Consider the following 19,403-nt stretch of genomic DNA (forward strand, 5'->3'; position numbering starts at 1 on the left):
TCAGGCGCACCTTCTGAAACTAATTGGCAACCTTCACCATGCTGTGTCTCACTACGTGGTCTTTGTAAAGATAGCCTTTCTGGAATTCTTCAACTACCTCATTCTCTCCGGCTTCTTCATCCTCCACATGCATGACAGCATTGTGGTAATCCGGATTGAATTCCTGTCCTACTGCTTCAATGGGCTTTACGCCGATCTCTTCAAAGACGGTCATCATCTGCTTGTAAATCTTTGTCATACCGTCAGCAAAAGGACTTTCCTTTTCATTCTCCGGAACTGCTGCCAGACCTCTTTCAAAGTTGTCAACCACCGGAAGAATCTTTTCAATCACTTCACGCGCACCAATCTCATACATGGATGCTTTTTCCTTCTCTGTGCGCTTTCTGAAGTTGTCGAACTCTGCCATCTGGCGTTTTACCATATCGGTGAGTTCCTCTATCTTTTCATCTTTTTTATCTTTTTTCTTTTTACCAAACAGGCCCTTTTTCTCTGTTGACTTTCCTTTTCCCTGGTCAGCCTGCCCGTCTGTCTGCTCTTCTGTTTCCTCCGCAGACCGGTCATCAGCCTCACAGGCCTCTTCACAGGTGGCCTCCTCTGCCAGAGCCTTGTCGTCTTCCTCTAATATTTCTTCTGCTTTCTCTTCAGAAGCCGCATCCGGCTGCATCTCTTCATATAATTCCTTTTCTTCTGACACGAATCCGTACCGCCTTTCTAGGTTTTCTTAAATATATTGTCCAACTGCGTCTTCAGCGTTTTCAAATTGTCCACTACGTTCTCGTAATCCATACGCTTGGGGCCGATAATACCGATGGTACCCTGCATCCCGCCTCCCAGATCGTATGTGGCTGTCACAACGCTGCAGTCTTTCATAGTCTTTACAGGGGTTTCATTTCCAATGTATACCTGAATGCCGGTATTTTCTTCGGAATTCATAGTATCTTTTACTAAATCTACCAGCTCCTGCTTTTCCTCAAAGGCGGAAATCAGTTCACTGGCTTTTGAGGTGTCCGCCAGCTCCGGATACTTGAAAATATTCGTGGTGCCGCTGGTATATATCTCCACCTCATCATCATCCACCGCAATGGCATTGGCCACCGCGTCAATGACGCTTCCCACAACAGCGCTGTGGATGCCTGCCTGTTCTTTCATCTTGGTGATCATGCCCAGGTTAATCTCCTCAATGGTGAGGCCGTTTAACTGGGTATTGAGAAGCAGGTTCAGCTTCAATATTGTGTCATCATCCATAGGCTCCTGAAGGGTGATCATATGATTCTTTACGATATTTCCTTCAATCACCAGAACTGCCAGCAGCTGCATCTCAGCAACCCTGGAAAGCTGAATGAATTTTAATTTGTTTCTGTGATACGTCGGGCCTGTGATCATGGTTGCGTAGTTGGTGTTGGATGCCAGAACCCTCACCACCTGTTTGAGCACCTTCTCCATTTTGTCGGTCCGCTCGATCATCATTTCCTTGATCTCCGAAACTTCCTGTTCCTTCTCCCGCATCAGCTCATCCACATAGAGACGATAGCCTGTGTCTGAGGGAATCCGTCCTGCTGAAGTGTGGGGCTGTACAATATACCCCAGTTCCTCCAGGTCTGACATCTCGTTCCGGATGGTCGCAGAGCTGAGATTCAGGTCAGTGTATTTTGAAATCGTTCTCGAACCAACCGGTTCTCCGGTCTCCAGATACGTCTGGATAATGGCTTTTAATATCTTTCGTTTCCGCTCATCCAGTTCACTGTCCATTATTATCTCCTTTCTGCTTCTGCATTGATAGGGCCGGATCTCTTTTCCGGTGTTGTTAGCACTCGTTTGTGTGGAGTGCTAACATCTATGTTCTAAAGATAGCACCAGCGTGTTTATTTGTCAAGGGCTTTATATTTTTTTTAGAAAGTTTCAGAATCTGCAACAATAGGTAAAGTAGAAACGGCATACAAAAAACAGAGGGGCTGTATATACTTAACAGCATTCCCTCTGTTTTGTTATAATATATCAGAAATTTTTGCCGGTGGTCATTTATTCAATGGGTACCACGTAGAGATCATCCTCTGTGAGCAGCTTGTCACCTTCCGGATAAGATTTTACAAACAGAAGGCTTTCCACTTGATCCGGGTCCAGGATCCGGTCAATCCCATACGTGAGCGCGTACGCATCACTGTCCTCTGACAAATACCCGGAACTGCCCGGTCCCCTGTACAGGTACATGTAAGTGGTTCCATCCTTCATCCTTACGCCTGTCAGCCACGGAGCTTCCGCATATGTTTTGGAAATGGTCTCTTCACCGGATTCATTATATCCTTTTTCTTCTATCTCCTGTCTTGGAAAATCATATACGACTCTCATGGAGATAGGAGATATTTCAACCTGTTTTACAATGGCTTTGCTGTCCCCCAGCTCTTGATCCGGACTGCATTCCCGCACCTGGTCCGAACCACCCAAGGTCCAGGTAAAGCTCCAGGTATCCTCTATATCCGGTATATGACCGTCTATGGTGATCTCCCCCAGGTTTTTCAGTTCAACAGAAATAGGTTTCCCGATAAAATATCCCTTTTCATTTTCTTTTGCCAGTGTGATCTCGTACTCCAGGCTGCCGTCCTCCCGGACATATTTTTCCAAAGGTCCATCCTCCGGGAGCGGCGTTCCATCCGCATATACGGCTTTGCCGTCATTTCCCTGAACCAGACCGTTGTAGAACCCTCTCGAAATACTGAAATCTCCGTCAGAGGCGTCCTGACCGTCAATACGGATCTGCACATCTTCAAAATCCGGCTGTTTTCCCGCCTCAGGCTCATATCCTTCTACTTTGAATGCCAGATGCACGTAATAGTTATCCACAATACTCTGCAGAGCCGTGACTTTTATCCCTTGCTCGCTAACACTTTGGTTCACAGGTGACGCCATATTATCTGCTTCCAGTTTATGCATTTGTTCCTGTTCCGCTTTCATCCCCTCTGACAGCCCATGGCTCCACTGCATATAGACTGCGGCTCCCGCTGTAACCGTTCCAAAAGCAAGAACAGCCGCTGCCACGAGAATCCATATCTTCTTTTTCGGCATTCTGCCTGATGATCTTTTCACTGCCATTTTCCCTTCCACGCGTCTTTTTTGCGCATCCTTTTTTATAGAAGCAAAAGCATCCTCTGCTTTTTTCTGTACTGTTTCAGGAATCGGTACATCCTGTCTGAGTTTTTCAAATATATCCTCTTCTCTCATACTCATATCAATCTTCTCCTTTCCGCTTCCGGATAATATTCCTTAGCCATGGTTTTTCTGGCCCTGGCGATCCTGGTCCTAACCGTTGCCTCCGGGATATCCAGGATCTGGGCAATCTCCGACATTTTAAAGCCTTCCACATAATACAGGATGACCACTGTGCGGTACTTCTCATCCAGAATGCCCAGTGCTTCGTTCCACTCCAGATTGCTGTATCCCTCCTCATTTATCTCTACATCGGGCATCTCCTCCGTGAAAGAAAGGTTCTCTTTTTTGTTCCGTATATCCTTGCATTTGTTGATCAGGATCCTGGTCATCCAGGTACGAAAATACCTCTCTTCCCTGAGCCGGTCTATTTTTTCCCAGCAGGTGAGGATGGTTTCCGAGATGGCGTCAGCTGCGTCCTCCTCATTGGAAAGCAGAGAACGCGCAGCTTTATACATATTCTGCATCTGGGACTGCATCAGTTCCGTGAATGCATCCGCATCCCGCTCCTGCGCTTTTTTTATAAGATCATTCATATCAGGTTCCTTTCTTCCGCACGTACGTTTCCACATGTTTTTCATGTTTCTGCTTATTAGACAGGAAGTTTGCCGGAAATGTTTCAAACTATTTGATATTTTGTAAAACAGGAAGATTTGATGACGTGCGCCCATTCCGCCGGCGGACTTTTCTGTATAACAAAACAGCCGGCGGACCGTTAGAAACGATGCGCCAGCCGTATATCATACTGCTGCTTTTTTATTAAATACTTTATTGATAACAAATACCACGATAACCAGCGCCGCAACGGCAAATCCCAGGGAAGCGGCGCTTTTCGTTGCCCCTGCGATAATAAAAGCAATGAGAGCGATCACACCGTTCACCAGCGCGTAGGGAAGCTGGGTCCTTACATGTTCGACCAGATCACATTCTGCACCTGTGGAGGACAGAATGGTGGTATCAGAGATCGGGGAGCAATGGTCTCCGAACAGGCCGCCGGAGAGAACCGCGCCCACTGCTATGGCAAACGGTATGGAGAATGCCTGAGCCATTGGTATGGCAAGAGGCATCATAATTGCGAAAGTTCCCCAGGAGCTGCCTGTGGAGAAGGACACAAATGCCCCAAACAGGAAGATAGCCGCAGGAACCAGCGCTGCGGAAAAGCTCATGGATTTCAGCACATCCACAATGAACTGTGCCGTACCCAGCTCACTGATCATGCTTCCCAGAGACCAGGCAAGGATCAGGGTGATGGCCACGTCCGTCATGCCTTTCATACCGCCCACATATACTTTGAAGGTCTCACTGAAGTTCATAACCTTAAAGAGGCATATCATAAGGATCAGTACCAATGCCCCGAAAAAGTATCCCATGGTAAGCGCAACCCTGAATTCATTGCCGTCCACTTTTTTAAAGGGAAATCCCAATGGCGCCAGCGTAGCAAACAATGTTACGAATACAACTACAATAGGAAGGATCACCATAATGGGTTTTGCGTTCTTTTTGGAATATGCTCCGGTGTTCTCCTCTTTCTCCACATGCTCTTCAAAGCTGTAATCCGCCTTTTCTTTTTCAGCCTTTTGTTCTGCTTTTTTCATCTGGAAAAAGTCTATCTTTGTAAAGGCTATGAGCGGAATCATGAGGATAGCCAGGATGGCGTAGATCTGGAAGGGAATTGCCCGGACAAATGTAGTGTAATCCGATGCTTTTACCCCCAGGTTATCAAACTCTGATTGGATAAGCCCCATAATGTATACGCCCCAGCCGATAAAAGGAATCAAAATAGCCACCGGTGAGGACGTGGAGTCCAGGATCCAGGCCAGTTTTTCCCTGGAAATCTTCAGTTTGTCAAACAGAGGCCGAAACACAGGCCCTACCAGAAGCGGGGTGCCCAAATCCGAAAAGAAAATAATGATGCCCCCGGCCCAGGCGCAGAGCTGTGCTTTCAGCTTTGTGTTCACATAGCGGTATGCACTCTGTCCAAAAGCCTGTGCCCCTCCTGACTTTTCCATGAGTTTGATAAATCCGCCGATAAAAACAACAAGTACGATCACACCTGCGTTATAGCTGTCTGTAAGCTGCACGAATAAATAATCACCAATCATGGATTTCACAGCCAAAAACGGATTACCATGGCTGAAGATCAATACACCGGTAAGCCCTCCGCAGAAAAGGGAAAGGATCACATTTCGGCTTTTGATCGCCAGGATAACGGCTATGACAGGCGGCAGTAAACTTAAAATACCGTAATTCATAGGTTTCCTCCCAATAATAATATTTTCACATAAGAAAAGGCCTTGGCTGGATATTTTTAAACAGCCACGGTCCTGTATTACCGTCCCGCCCGGGGACAGTCCATGAGTAATATTACATTATTCTGAATAAATTTACAAGAAATTTATTTTATATCTGCACCGCAGTGTCTGAAAATTGATTTCGGCAAACAGTGTATCACCATTTGCCGAAATGAATTTTCAGGCACACTCCGGCTCAGACTCATCAGCTCTCTGAAATCTCTTCCAGATTTTTTCTAAGCTCTATCATCTTATCACGCAGCTCTGCTGCCATCTCGAAGTTCAAATCTGCTGCTGCTGCCCGCATCTGTTTTTCTACATCCTGAATCAGCTTCTTCAGCTCTTTCTTGTTCATGGACTCCGGGTCTTTCATCAGCTTGTTCTCCGTCTCTGCCACACTCTTGGAGATGCTGATCAGATCACGGACCGCCTTCCTGATCGTCTGCGGTGTGATGCCGTGGGCTTCGTTGTACTCCTGCTGCAGCTTACGGCGGCGCATGGTTTCGTCAATGGCAAGGCGCATGGAGTCCGTTATTTTATCGCCATACATGATAACACGCCCATCCGAGTTACGGGCCGCACGTCCAATGGTCTGGATCAGGGATGTCTCAGAACGCAGGAAACCTTCTTTATCCGCATCCAGAATCGCCACAAGGGTGATCTCCGGGATATCCAGACCTTCACGGAGAAGGTTAATACCTACCAGAACATCAAACACATTTAACCGCATATCACGGATAATTTCCGTACGTTCCAGGGTGTCGATATCTGAATGCAGGTATTTAATGCGGATGCCCAGTTCTTTCATATAGTCCGTCAGGTCCTCTGCCATCCGCTTGGTCAGGGTGGTTATGAGAACCTTATTGCCTTTTTCCACCTCTTTGTTGACTTCCCCCACAAGGTCGTCGATCTGTCCCGCAACAGGGCGCACCTCCACCATGGGGTCCAGAAGTCCTGTGGGGCGGATGATCTGCTCAGCGCGCAACAGTTCATGATTTGCCTCATAGTCTCCTGGCGTGGCAGATACAAACATGATCTGGTCTATTTTGTTCTCAAACTCCTCAAAATTCAGAGGTCGGTTATCAAGGGCTGACGGCAGGCGGAAACCGTAGTCAACCAGTGTGCTCTTCCTGGAACGGTCACCTGCGTACATACCTCGTATCTGGGGAATGGTCTTGTGGGATTCATCCACAATGATCAGATAGTCATCCCCAAAATAGTCCATGAGGGTATAGGGCGCCTCCCCCGGTTCCAGACCGGATAAATGGCGGGAATAGTTCTCGATCCCCGAACAGAATCCCGTCTCTTTCAGCATTTCTATATCAAAGTTGGTCCTCTCGGAAATCCTCTGTGCTTCCAGCAGTTTGTCCTCACTGCGGAAATAGTCCACCCGCTCTTTTAACTCCTCCTCAATATTCACAGCCGCCTTCCGTATCTGCTCAATGGGAACTACATAGTGAGAGGCAGGGAAAATGGCAATGTGATTGAGCTGGGACTTGATCTCACCGGTCAGGGTGTCAATCTGTGTGATCCTGTCGATCTCATCCCCGAAAAATTCCACCCGCACTGCCATGTCTGTATAATCCGCCGGAAAGATCTCCAGCACATCCCCGCGCACGCGGAAGGTACCGCGGTGAAAGTCCATGTCATTTCTGTCATACTGGATGTCGATCAGCTCCCGCACCACGTCATCCCTGTCCTTTTCCATACCCGGACGGAGAGAGATGATCATGTTCTGGTAATCCTTGGGGCTTCCAATGCCGTAGATGCAGGAAACACTGGAAATAATGATAACATCCTTCCGCTCACTCAGGGAGGATGTAGCGGAGAGACGGAGCTTGTCGATCTCATCGTTGACTGAGGAGTCTTTTGCTATATAGGTGTCGGATGAGGGGACGTAGGCTTCGGGCTGGTAGTAGTCGTAATAACTGACGAAATACTCCACCGCATTATTCGGGAAGAATTCCTTGAACTCTCCGTAGAGCTGTGCAGCAAGGGTTTTATTATGGGCAATAATGAGGGTCGGCTTCTGGACTTCCTGGATGACATTGGCCATGGTGTAAGTCTTGCCGGAGCCTGTGACCCCTAGTAAAGTCTGGCATTGGTTGCCTTCCCTGAATCCTTTTACCAGTTCTGCTATAGCCTGCGGCTGGTCACCAGTTGGCTGATATGGGGCTTTTAAATCAAATTTATTCATGGTTAAAACCTCCTTTGTGACTTTTGATACGTTCACAGTCAGCCATACTCCTGCGCTGTGATTCGTAATGAAATCCTCAAAAATATAAAAAAGTTGTGTCTTATAGTGAACTTTACGAGTTGAAAATATAAAAGTCACAAAAATAATATTCGTAACGGAATACAAAATACTCTGTTGAGTATTCATTATTCATTTATTAAATTTTGTCTTCCAACAACATTTGTAATTCTTCTTTACTAGGAAGTACTGTTTGATATTTACTCGCAAATATCTGATTATTATTCTTGGGTAATGTCATTTCTACAATAGCATCTTTCTTATCTTTACAAATAATAATTCCTATCGTTGAGTTTTCATCATCTAATTTAACTTTTCGATCATAATAATTTACATACATCTGCATCTGTCCTATATCCTGATGCTTTAACTGCCCAATTTTCAAATCAAACAATACAAAACAACGCAGTAAGCGATTATAAAACACTAAATCAACTCTAAAATGTTCTTCTTCAAATGTAAATCTGACCTGTCTGCCTGCAAAGGTAAATCCTCTTCCTAATTCTAATAAAAACTTCTGCAAATTATCTATAATTTTATTTTCCAACTCTGTTTCAGAATAAGTAACCAATTCTGGAAGCCCTGTAAATTCTAAAATATATGGATCTTTGAATATATCTTCAGGTTTCTCAATCATCTGTCCTTCTGTTGCAAGGCTCATTACTTCATCCTTATTTCTACTTAAGGCAAGTCGTTCATACAGAGAACTTCCATACTGGCGTGCCAGTTCATCTTTACTCCATCCATTTCTATATGCTTCTATTTCATAAAAATGGCGTTCTTCAATATTAGTTATTCTCATTAAAATAAGATAGTGTGACCAACTCAAATAGAATTTACGTCCTTCTTTTGTATTTGTTAACTTTTCAGATTGGGGAAACGACGTTTCCCCAATTGAGTCCTTAGAATAAACCAAATAAAATTTCCGCATTAATTTTAAATTATCGTACGAATAACCTCTTCCAAATTTTTGTGTTAATCTCCCTGATAATTCTTTTAATATATACTTTCCATATGCTGCACGTTCTTTACCACCTTGCTCTTCCTCGATAATCATTCTCCCTGCTTCATAATAGGAATATACCATTGTCATATTCACTGCTGCCGACAAATTTTTCTTCGCACTCAGAAATAATTCTATGACTTTATTATAAAAAGTTTCATTTTGAATATTATCCATACATTCACACCCTTTCGATATTGACTTGCAATTGTTGCATTCCACACATACATCTTTAATTACCGGATCAGCCTCATGCACAATCTCTTTAGCTTCATCAATCGTAAATAAACATTAGGGAAACAAATCTAATACTCAGCTTAAAACGATATAGGATATACATAAAACAATCCTCTGCACTATGTACAGGGATTCATAATTGTCATAAATTATAGCATAGTCCGATTGAAAAGTATAGACATAAGCGGAACATTTGTTCTTTTCTATTTTTATCTTTTAAATAAAATACACGTGAAACCTCTGCATTTGCCTTAGCATTGGTTAATCCATCTATTTTTAATCATCAAAATGTCCCACAGGCATTTTCAGCTTCTCAAATATAAAAATCGCCGTTTCCTAAGAAGCGACGATTCTGTCTTTCTCTAATTTATTATTTTTAGACAGCATGGGAACAGGGACAATAGGGTTGTCTCTATATGATTTGTAGAATTCGGATCACTAAAAGAGTATTCTCCGATTTCATATTGACCAAGCACATTCTCCGCATAAAACCTGTATCAGCGCTGCAAACACTCCTGCTCCAGCTTTATTCCCTTTTCTTTCATATAAGCAAGCACATCCCGGTATTCACAGTTCTCCGTACATTTCTCTATCAGCTCATCCAGCCTTTTTCTATCGTTTACTGTCAGTTTCTTTGCATATCGGGCATAAGTTTTCAATTCTTCAATTCCCATATGATATGGCTGGAAAGTGATCTGTGTCTTTCTGCATAAATCCTCATAGATTTCAAAACCTCCTACATCAATATCCCCGAAATGCAGATACTGGGCTGTGGGCATATGTTGGTGGATGGATTGCAGGAGTTTCCTTCTGACGGTGTTGTGATAACCTCCCAGATAAATGATAATACTGTCTTCCTCCGCCCAGCCAAAAAAGGTAGTCAGATTTTCTATTGTGATCACTTTCCGGGTGGTTGGCTTACTCCGGATTCGCAGTGTGCCGATATCCTCACCCGATACTCCGATACCCTGGCGGAGACGGGAAAGTTCCAGTCCTGTATTGTCATTTTCCCCGAAATACAGGGTTCCCTCCCCTTTCAGATATACATAATCAGGGGTATGGTAAATGGAATAATCTGCTAAAATAGAATAGTTATCCGTTTCCCCCTCTTTTCCTCCGAAACGCCTGAATATTTTTCCGGTTACGCCTAAAAGAGACTCCATTTCTTTGGAATCTCCAAACAGACGTATTGAAAACTCCCGGATATAGCAAGTCTTTTCATTCGCTTCAATCGCTGCCACTGCCTTGATGAGCCTGTGTATTCTCTGCTTATCTTCCAAATCTATATATTCCTTTACCGACTGGCCACCGGAAATACGTGCAGTGAGGTATTGGAGAAAAGCGGTGGCTGTGGGTGTCTTGTATTTCTCTTCTAAATCTGCCAAAAGCTTAATCGTATTGTTCTCCAGCTTTATTCTGGGAATTCTCCCCACATATCTGTATATAATATCTACATTTTCTTCCCTTAACAAAATCTTCTGCAGAATATGATCTTCTTTCCCTTTCTTCCACTGAACTGTAACAAAGCCTTTGCATTCCATCTCCCGGACACAGGCATGGATATCTTCATAGGCCAGAGAGCTTTCGTCAAAATATTCCGGCATTGTTTTTTTCGTAACAGGAAAACAAATATGCACTGCCACTTTGTTTTCCTTTCTGGACAGAAGACTGTTCTCGTAGGAATCCAGAAGTGCATGCAGGATCCGCTTTTCATACAGCGCCATTATAATACTCCTCCACATAACTTGTCTTCTCGTCGGTCATGACAAGAAGCGTCTCCTCCATGGCAGGTCCTATGTACTGAATCTTATCCGGGGGTGCTGCGATGATGATCTGCAGCGGAAGGCGTCTTAAAAACTCCAGAACCCCGCCAATCCTCTCATCATCCATATTATTAAATGCTTCGTCGAACATAACAAGCCCCGCTGCTTCCCCACCTATGTTATTACTGTACAACTGCACAAAAGATGCCGCCACTGTCACATAGAAAGGTGTCTGTGTCTCTCCGCCGCTCTTTTCCTCACACACCTTTGAATAATAAGAATAATTATCGTCGCTGTGGATGATCTTGATGTCATAATCCATATAAGTACGGTAATCTGTAAACTCTTCCAGGGCTTTTTCGTTATTATCATTATCCAGGGCAAGCCGTTCAAACAACTCGTCTATGACCTCTTTATGGGTCTCATGGAACATTCCGCTGAATATAGACTCTCCCGAAACGGCATTGAAATCATCCATGATCATCTCATAATAATTTCGGTGGCGCTTGCTGGGCATATAGAGAAATTCGTATTTTTCATTGCTGAATGCAATATCTTTCAGTGCTTTATTCAGTTCTTTAAACTCTCCCTGTGCCTGTTTCATATTTTCCTGCAGCTTTGCAAGAAACTGCTCCCGAAATTCCTCCTCGGCGGCCTTCCTGGCAGACTCCACCTTTTCCTCATATGCCAGAAGTTCAGACGTTTTCAGACGGTCATAGGTTGCTGCAAATTCAGGAAATCCGGCCATGGTGGGTGCGGCTCCAAAGTCATGCTCCGTTTTATACGCAAGCATCTCCTCTGTCATCTGGTTCTCGGCCTTTTCCCTGTTGGTATTATTGGCTTTCCGCCGTCTGTCATAATTCTCCCTGAATTGGTCGTAAGATTTCTGGGATGTCTGCTTCTCGTATTCCTTCTTCCATATGACGAAAGTATCCCCAGCTCCGGCTGCAAGCCGTGCAACCGCAGCACTTTGGCCGGCCTGGCTGAGAGTCAGATTTTCTGCCTGCTCTCTTTTGGAGATGATGTTCTCGCCGATCCTTCCAATCTTCTGATTATATTTTCCAATCTGGGATTCCAGTTCTTTTCTCGCCTTTTCCAATGCATCTAACTGGATCTGCTTTTGGATCAAGGTTGCGTTCTTCTCCAGCGTTTTTATGTTCTCCCTGCATTTCTTTATGGACATCTGCACAAGGGACAATTTTGATAATACATCCACACGGTATTTGATATCCACATCATCGTCTGTAGACAATGGTTCCTGAACAGATTCGATAGCCTGCAGTTTTTTCTTCTTAGCATCAATATCCCCGCAGAGTTCTTCCCACTGCATTTTTGCCAGTTTCAACTGTACTCTGAACGCATTCTTCCCGATGAATGGCACTTTAAAAATCTCCGGTTTGATGGCGCTTGCCACTCTGTTCTGATATTTCATGCACCCTTTTGTGATGGATGTGGGGTATTTCTTCAATTCCTCATACCGCTCACACATCTGTACTTTTCCGAGTACCATATTGATAAAACGCCTGGCGTATTTATTGCCGGATGTGACGGCTGAAGCAAGTGTTCCTGCCGGTGCGTTATCATAGGCTTCCAGATTCTGTGTATTGATCAAACCCACGCCGAAGGCTTTTCCGTCTCTTTTCAGGCGGTCATAGATACCGAGAGCGATATCAAAGTTTTCAGGCTCCACCAATACATAGAATCTCTGGGTATTCAGATAGCCTTCCACCGCATTTCTCCAACTCTCATCAGCGATCTCCAATGTCTCGCACAGTACATATGGTTCCGGCTTCCTTCCGATCCTGGCAAATTCCGTCCGGATCGCCTCCATCAGGCGGTTCACTGCCTCCGGATAAGAAAGTTTTCTGCGTTCCAGGTCCGCAATCTTTTGCTCCAGTTCTTTTCTCTGTATCTTCTTTTCATTTAACTGAATTTCTATCTCCGCTTTTTTATGCTGGATCTTCTGGTACATTTCCCCTTTATAGCGGATAACTTTTTCTGCCACTTCCTTTGCATAGACAACATCCTGAATGTTCTCAAGGCGCTCAAAAAGCTTTGCGTATTCCTCCACGCATCTGTCCACATCACTGACCTGCAGCAGTTTATATGCCTTATCAAGGGCTTTCTTAACGCTGCCCTGCAGCACTCGTCTTTCTTCCAGATACTCCTGCTCCCGGTCTTTTAATTTATCCAGTTCTTTTTTTTGTTCTTCCAGAGCACGGAATTCCGCTTTCTGTTTCAGCTCTACACGGAGAGCTGTCTCTATCTCCTGTTTCTGTTCCTTTTCTTCTGTCGCGGACTTTAATTCCCGTTTTGTCTCTTCCAGCCTGTATTCCTCGGCTTTTTCCTCCCTCTGAAGGGTCTTAAGCCGCTCTCCTGTGATATCCAGCTCTGCCTGTGACAGGAAGTATTCGTACATATTATCTTTGTGAAGACAGTCCAGAGCTTCCTCATGATACTTCTCTATCTGCTCCAGCCTAGCCATTCTTTTCTTTACTGATTCCAGGGTCCGGCCTAAATCCTGGTAACTGCGGACATTCTCCCGCAGAATGTCAATATTCACTTCTTTTTCATCCAGCACATAGGAATATACAAAATCTTTAATATCATTGATAGGCTTAAATGCCAGAGCTTTCGGTATCAGGCTGAAAAATTTATCCTCGATCCTTCCAAACCTGGCCTTGATCATCCGTTTGGCTTCTGTCTGTGTCTTGCACCAGATTTTAATCTTTTTATTCGCAGCACGGAATTCCGTAATGGAACGGGGTGTCTTACCTCGAAAAAACATATCCTCGGTCAGACGGACGTCATCTATCAGGTAGCGGGCTGTGGTCTCCTGCCCCTCCGACGATGAATCAATGACTGCACCTACCACAAAGTATTTCTTTTTGCTCTCCTCGTAGAACTCCAGGGCAATATGGGCGCTGATCTGTCCCGTCCGCTCATAGGGCTGGTTTTCTTTTCCTGTCTTGCAGCGGATGTAACCGGTTAGCTTCCGCTTACCATTTTCATGAGCAGCCTTATTAAATGCATTGGCCGAACAGGTCACAACAAATTGAATGGCATCCAGCAAAGTGGACTTTCCGGCTCCGTTTTCCCCTGAGATCAAGGTGGATCCGCCGAAATCAATGGTACAGTTACTAAACCGGTGCCAGTTTATCAGCTTCATTCTCGTCAGTTTCTTCATCGGCCTGTTTCCCTTTCCTGTAAATTTCCAATTTCTCGTATGTCTGTTTAATATCCTCCACCCTTACCGCCATCAGAATGGAGTCGTATAGCAGCAGCCGGGATTCCTCATTTCCCAAATCTTTGTCCAGCAGTTCAATCAGCTGGAATCTTCTGAACAGATTCAGGGTATTGCGCATGGTCATCTTATCTATCATCTTCTCCCGGATCCCAAGGCTCAGGAATTTGTCCTGTATATCCCCCAGATTAACAATGACTTCATCACTTACCGACAGTTCTCTCTTTTTTTCATCATAGAGAATACGGAGGATCAGCAGGATCACCGATTCAAACAGTTTGAGGTTCTGGCGGTTATAATTCTGCGGGTTCACCAGCTGCACCACTCCATACTCCTCATTGATCTCCAGTCTGTATCCCAGAACGCCCAGAAATTCCTGATATTTTTCCCTGTGCCTGAGCACAAAATAATAATCCGATTTGTTTGTTATATTTCCTTTGCATAAAAAGCAGCAGCTAAGCAGGCGGTTACCGATGCGCTTAAACTCTTCTTTCTCTCTCTGCAGCATCCCTTCCAGTAAATCCACGTTATTTCCTCCATATTTTGAAATCTTTGAATCGGAATCCATTCACTTCCGTCTCATTTTCCACTGTTATCCGGTAATTCATATTCTTTCGCTGGCCATAGAGCCGGACATAGATAACTTTCACAAAATCTTCCACACTGTCCATGGGCAGCTCGGACGCCGGGAGTACCTTTTTGTCGCCCATCTGCGTGTCTATATAGTTCCCGATCTTTTCAGGACTCAGGATCCTCTGCATCTTTTCCATCATTTTCTTCATTTTTTCCTGGCGCTGTCCCATATCCGGCTCAAGGACTTCCAACTGCTGGGGGATAAACTCCTTTCGCCCTTCTATGGGTGAATAAAAAGAATTCTCATCCAGAAAACTACAGCTATAGATGCGGATCAGGTTTTCCAGAAATCCCAGCTGATAGATGCCGCCAAGTTCCATCTGCTCCTGATTCATGATCTCATTTATACCGATCAGGATTTCTTTTAACTGCCCTCTTACGTCCTCATTTCCTGACAAGAGAAACTTCGCCCTGTTGATGGCTGCCCTCTGATACTGGGTATTCTTCTGATTGATCTCCGTGAGAATTTCATCCATATTGCGGAAAGCCTCTATAATCTCATGCAGGAAGCGGTAAACTGCCTCCCTGGCTTCCTCCTGTGATATTTCCTGAAGCCCTGCGATCTCAGCGGATGTCTTTTCCATGTACGACCTGCTTCTGCTCTTTGCCTCCAGCCGCTCAATGATCTCCGGCCGAAACTTGGATACATTGTCGGATGTCATCAGCCGGTGATAGGCCTTGTCCACAATATTGGTTATGTAATCGTTAAAAAGAGCATCCATAATTTCAGACACTGTCTTGTGTTTTGTCAACTCGTCAATATAATGCTTGATATTGGAATTCAAATTTTTCAGTCCTGTGATCAGGAGGTCTGTATTTTCCATGATCTGCATCAGTACGATCCCCGGATTATCCGTACTGCTTCTGACAAGTGTATATATGGTATATATATATCCCTGGTACTCTGTCTGCTTTCCCTCTTCAATTTCCAGGAGTGTCTTGATAAGGCGCACAGAATACTCCTTGAAATTGACTCGCTGCACATAACTCTTATCTGTCTCTATCTCGATCCAGCCATAGTTTTCCAGCCTTCTCAGGATGCCGTTTGCCTTTCCTCTGCTGTCGGACTGGGCAAAGTCCTCCTCTACCACCTCAGCCGAAGCTGACTGGTCAAAATAATACTGCAGCTCGTCCACCAGAATTTCTCTTTCCACGCCAAAAGAAAGCTGATGATCCATAGTGGAAAACAGCTTACAGATACATTCCCAGTATACAATTTTATTCGGAGATGCCAGGGGAGCAAAAAAACTCCCCGGTAAAATATTAAACATAGATCACTCACCGTATCCTATTTATTTATACTTCATTATACTACACATCATTTCCATTTAACAGGATAAACGTATAGAGGTATCTTTGCTGCGGTACTGCCGCGTTACTGTTCACAGGCCACTGTACCGGGAGGCGTTTTCATGCCGGAAGCATGAAAATCCCGAGGCGGCCAGCGCGATATGGGGCAGAATGCTCCATATCTGTGCATCGCGAAGCGTGTTACCGGACACGGAGTGAACAGTAACACTGCCGCCGGAATTCAGATGGCTTCATTCCATATTTCTCCGCGAATATCTTATTAAAATAATACCTGTTGGAATACCCCTGCCGCTCACATATTTCTGCAATACTCAGATCCGTATCCCGCAGCAATTCTGCTGTCTTTTGTATTAGGAAGTCTCTGCCGTATGCGGAAAGCGTTTTTCCTGTATGTCTTTTCACAATACGTTCCACATAGTCTCCGTTATAGCCTGTAATCTTCTCTATATCTGTCCGTGAAAAAATTCCATTCTTTTTTTTGTACGCCTCGGTAATTTGATATATGATCTGCTCCTCATTGGACAGTCTTGCCCAATGGATTTCTTCCTTATAGATAGAATCGTTCTCCAGCATTTCAAAAAAATGGCAGAGTAATGCCTTCATCATATGACTTTTCCCTGAATGCGTCCCGGAGATTTCTGTGATCATTTGATTCATGATCTTTAAAAGGGGTTCTATGGAATCCTGATATAAAATTCGGTAATCCGCATATACCTTGGCATCATACAATGGATTTTTCTTATTCTCGGAAAAAAATACATCAAAAACAGTTCCTATAGAATGGGGTCTGCCCTTTCGATCATAGTAATAATTTGTATCAAACGCATCATGTATGTACTCTTCTTTGATAAGAAAAAGAACAATCTCCGTATCTTGTTCCATGAGTTCCATATGATGTATATTCCTATTGCAAATACAGCAGTCTCCTTGATTGTAAATAATATTCTCATCTTCGATCCTCATAGTTAATTGCCCGGAGAGCACAAACGTCAATTCGTAGAAATTATGGGAATGAAGTTTTCTGGACTGCTCGGTAAACTCCGTATACTGTCTCTCTTTTAATATCCTGTTGTTTTCACTGAATTCTTGATAAACCATAAGATCCGCCCCAATATTCAGTGACTCGTATATGACCAGATACGGCATATTAATGTCAAAATATTGATATACGGAACTACTCTCATCAAAAAGAATGAGATGGGAACCGTTCATATCCTCTGACTGCATAATTTCTCTTTCGGCAGGACGCTCCTGAAAATAATCGGTGGAATTCTTTGAAAAAGTCGTTTTTAGATACATATTAAGTTTTCCTTCTCTATTTTCGATATTTTCATATTCTCTCCACATTATATAATGAATTTACAAGCATCACAAGTACATTTCATTTATCACACTCCGGTACAGTGCTGTACCGGATATAAAGATCCAAAGGAGGAAAAGGTTCATGATCATTTATGTAGACATCCATGCATGTAGAGATGGCAACGGTACAGAACAAAACCCGTTTAAGCACATTAACGATGCGGCTCAGGCTGCTAAACCGGGGGATGAGGTCATTGTGGCCCCTGGTATTTACCGGGAATATGTCAACCCGTTACATGCCGGTCATGAAGACAAACGCATCACTTACAGAAGCCGGGTCCCGCTGGGTGCGGTGATCACAGGCGCAGAAAAAGCTATCGGCTGGAAACACTATAAAGGCAATGTCTGGATGTTCCGTGTGAACAACAATACATTCGGCAATTACAATCCCTATACGACTCTTATTAAAGGGGACTGGTACTTCGGACCCTTTGTCAGACACACCGGTGCCGTTTACCTGAATGACCGGCAGCTCTATGAAACACAAACTTTAGAGGAATGTCTGGAAGGTAATGTATATATCCATTCCTGGGAACCGGAATGGTCTGTATATAAATGGTATACCGAGCAGGATACAGAAAAAAATGAAACTGTTATCTATGCAAACTTTCAAGGAAAAGATCCAAATGAGGAGGATGTAGACATAAGTGTACGGCGCAACTGTTTTATGCCCTCCAAAACAGGGGTGGATTACATAACCGTCAGCGGCTTTGACATCAATAAAGCAGCAACTACGTGGGCTCCGCCTGCAGCATACCAGGATGGCATGATCGGACCGCATTGGTCAAAAGGGTGGATCATTGAAGACTGCGAGATCAGCAACAGCAAATGCTGCGGTATCTCTCTGGGTAAATATTATGATCCTGAAAATGACCACTATTTTACCAACAGACATGTAAAGAGCGCAACGCAGATGGAACGGGATGCCGTCTGCCGCGGTCAGTATCACGGCTGGACCAAAGAGCGTATCGGCTCTCACATTGTGCGCCGCTGCCACATTCATCACTGTGAACAGACCGGTATCGTGGGCCGGTTAGGATGTGTGTTCTCCACCATCGAAGATAACCATATCCACCATATCAACTGTATGCAGGAGCTGGCCGGTGCGGAAGTCGCAGGCATCAAGCTTCATGCGGCAATTGATGTCACCATGAGGAGGAACCATATCCACCATACCACCATGGGAATCTGGTGCGACTGGGAAGCCCAGGGCACACGCATCACACAAAATCTGTTTCACGATAACAATGCTCCCAGTGAAAATATCCCCCTGGTTCCGGGAGGCATGTCAAGCTGCGACGTATTCGTTGAGGTTAGCCATGGGCCCACTCTGATCGATAATAATATCTCTCTTTCCAGGATTTCTTTTAAACTGGCATCGCAGGGATGCGCTATCGTGCATAATCTCTGCCTGGGGCCCTTAAGTTCCATTGGCAGCGGTTCCGATATGCTCTTGGCAAACGGTACTATGGCTCCCAGATACACCCCTTATCACATTCCGCATAGAACAGAAGTAGCCGGGATGATGACCTTCCTTCACGGAGATGACCGTATATATAATAATATTTTTATTCAGAACTGGCCTGTAAAACCTACGGAAACAAAAGAAGATATGGGATTCATCATGCGAGACAACCAAATTCAGGGAACCAGCGTTTTTGATGATTTTCCCACTTATGAGGAATGGATCGTTCCCTTTGAGCTGGACAATCCCCAGCCTGATATGTTTACCATGCAGGATCATCACTTTGGAAAACTTCCTGTGTGGGTGAGTGGTAATGCGTATTTCAATGGTGCAAAAAGCTGGAAACAGGAAACGGACAAATATGCCCTGGATACCCCAAAAGCATATGTTACTCTAATTGAAAAAGATGGCAGCTATACAATTGAGACCAATGTTTACGATCTTCTTGACGGCTGGTCCACCGGTATCATCAACAGTGATGTTTTAGGCAAAGCCTTTGAGCCTGAACAGCGTTTTGAAAATCCTGACGGCAGTACAATTGTCTTTAACCGCGACTTTTGCGGGAATCTCCGGAGTTTAAACGCTATTCCCGGTCCCTTCGCAAATGCTGCTGCCGTGATCGATCTATAGTCATACAGA

The 19,403-nt window shown here is 44.4% G+C and carries 13 protein-coding genes; 1 reads left to right on the forward strand and 12 read right to left on the reverse strand.

The features are described from left to right. Positions 1 to 19: 19 nt before the first annotated feature. From grpE to CI595_RS04810, 12 genes are all read right to left on the reverse strand, one after another. Entirely contained in the window at positions 20 to 694 is a 675-nt protein-coding gene (gene grpE, locus CI595_RS04755) for a nucleotide exchange factor GrpE (RefSeq protein WP_095172133.1), read from the reverse strand. A gap of 17 nt (positions 695 to 711) precedes the next feature. After that, the gene (gene hrcA, locus CI595_RS04760) at positions 712 to 1,749 is read right to left on the reverse strand and encodes a heat-inducible transcriptional repressor HrcA (RefSeq protein ID WP_187143997.1); all 1,038 of its coding nucleotides are present in this window, start codon (positions 1,747 to 1,749) and stop codon (positions 712 to 714) included. Between the two features lie 270 nt (positions 1,750 to 2,019). Next, a complete protein-coding gene (locus CI595_RS04765) occupies positions 2,020 to 3,222 on the reverse strand; it encodes a DUF4179 domain-containing protein (RefSeq protein WP_095172135.1) in 1,203 nt (400 codons plus the stop codon). Next, positions 3,219 to 3,737: an RNA polymerase sigma factor gene (locus CI595_RS04770; protein ID WP_095172386.1), complete on the reverse strand. Its 519-nt coding sequence runs from the start codon at positions 3,735 to 3,737 to the stop codon at positions 3,219 to 3,221. The genes CI595_RS04765 and CI595_RS04770 overlap by 4 nt, the downstream gene beginning before the upstream one ends. A gap of 204 nt (positions 3,738 to 3,941) precedes the next feature. Then, the gene (locus CI595_RS04775) at positions 3,942 to 5,453 is read right to left on the reverse strand and encodes an SLC13 family permease (protein WP_095172136.1); all 1,512 of its coding nucleotides are present in this window, start codon (positions 5,451 to 5,453) and stop codon (positions 3,942 to 3,944) included. A gap of 244 nt (positions 5,454 to 5,697) precedes the next feature. Further along, a complete protein-coding gene (gene uvrB, locus CI595_RS04780) occupies positions 5,698 to 7,689 on the reverse strand; it encodes an excinuclease ABC subunit UvrB (protein WP_095172137.1) in 1,992 nt (663 codons plus the stop codon). A gap of 196 nt (positions 7,690 to 7,885) precedes the next feature. Then, positions 7,886 to 8,926 (reverse strand): PDDEXK nuclease domain-containing protein, encoded by a 1,041-nt coding sequence (locus CI595_RS04785; protein ID WP_095172138.1) that lies wholly within the window; start codon positions 8,924 to 8,926, stop codon positions 7,886 to 7,888. A 557-nt stretch (positions 8,927 to 9,483) separates the two neighbouring features. Beyond that, positions 9,484 to 10,710 carry a Wadjet anti-phage system protein JetD domain-containing protein gene (locus tag CI595_RS04790; RefSeq protein WP_162291808.1) on the reverse strand — a complete coding sequence of 409 codons (1,227 nt, stop codon included), beginning with the start codon at positions 10,708 to 10,710 and terminating at the stop codon, positions 9,484 to 9,486. After that, positions 10,697 to 13,936, reverse strand: a complete 3,240-nt coding sequence (locus CI595_RS04795; protein WP_095172140.1) for an ATP-binding protein — start codon at positions 13,934 to 13,936, stop codon at positions 10,697 to 10,699. The genes CI595_RS04790 and CI595_RS04795 overlap by 14 nt, the downstream gene beginning before the upstream one ends. Beyond that, positions 13,890 to 14,519, reverse strand: coding sequence for a DUF4194 domain-containing protein (locus CI595_RS04800; RefSeq protein ID WP_095172387.1), 630 nt, complete (start codon positions 14,517 to 14,519; stop codon positions 13,890 to 13,892). Before CI595_RS04800 ends, CI595_RS04795 begins: the two co-directional genes overlap by 47 nt. 1 nt (position 14,520) lies before the next feature. Continuing rightward, the gene (locus CI595_RS04805) at positions 14,521 to 15,897 is read right to left on the reverse strand and encodes a Wadjet anti-phage system protein JetA family protein (protein ID WP_095172141.1); all 1,377 of its coding nucleotides are present in this window, start codon (positions 15,895 to 15,897) and stop codon (positions 14,521 to 14,523) included. A 220-nt stretch (positions 15,898 to 16,117) separates the two neighbouring features. After that, a complete protein-coding gene (locus tag CI595_RS04810; protein WP_162291809.1) occupies positions 16,118 to 17,236 on the reverse strand; it encodes a helix-turn-helix domain-containing protein in 1,119 nt (372 codons plus the stop codon). Between the two features lie 145 nt (positions 17,237 to 17,381). Here CI595_RS04810 and CI595_RS04815 point away from each other — a divergent pair, with 145 nt between their 5' ends. After that, positions 17,382 to 19,394, forward strand: a complete 2,013-nt coding sequence (locus CI595_RS04815; RefSeq protein WP_095172143.1) for a right-handed parallel beta-helix repeat-containing protein — start codon at positions 17,382 to 17,384, stop codon at positions 19,392 to 19,394. Positions 19,395 to 19,403 lie beyond the last annotated feature (9 nt).

The sequence above is a fragment of the Blautia hominis genome (assembly GCA_002270465.1).
Lineage (GTDB): Bacteria > Bacillota > Clostridia > Lachnospirales > Lachnospiraceae > Blautia > Blautia hominis.

Coding starts and splice junctions, on each gene's coding strand:
- CI595_RS04805 (WP_095172141.1), bottom strand. CDS start 15,897: ATGTTTAATATTTTACCGGGGAGTTTTTTTGCTCCCCTGGCATCTCCG.
- hrcA (WP_187143997.1), bottom strand. CDS start 1,749: ATGGACAGTGAACTGGATGAGCGGAAACGAAAGATATTAAAAGCCATT.
- CI595_RS04785 (WP_095172138.1), bottom strand. CDS start 8,926: ATGGATAATATTCAAAATGAAACTTTTTATAATAAAGTCATAGAATTA.
- CI595_RS04775 (WP_095172136.1), bottom strand. CDS start 5,453: ATGAATTACGGTATTTTAAGTTTACTGCCGCCTGTCATAGCCGTTATC.
- CI595_RS04790 (WP_162291808.1), bottom strand. CDS start 10,710: ATGGCGCTGTATGAAAAGCGGATCCTGCATGCACTTCTGGATTCCTAC.
- CI595_RS04815 (WP_095172143.1), top strand. CDS start 17,382: ATGATCATTTATGTAGACATCCATGCATGTAGAGATGGCAACGGTACA.
- CI595_RS04810 (WP_162291809.1), bottom strand. CDS start 17,236: ATGTATCTAAAAACGACTTTTTCAAAGAATTCCACCGATTATTTTCAG.
- CI595_RS04765 (WP_095172135.1), bottom strand. CDS start 3,222: ATGAGTATGAGAGAAGAGGATATATTTGAAAAACTCAGACAGGATGTA.
- CI595_RS04770 (WP_095172386.1), bottom strand. CDS start 3,737: ATGAATGATCTTATAAAAAAAGCGCAGGAGCGGGATGCGGATGCATTC.
- CI595_RS04795 (WP_095172140.1), bottom strand. CDS start 13,936: ATGAAGAAACTGACGAGAATGAAGCTGATAAACTGGCACCGGTTTAGT.
- uvrB (WP_095172137.1), bottom strand. CDS start 7,689: ATGAATAAATTTGATTTAAAAGCCCCATATCAGCCAACTGGTGACCAG.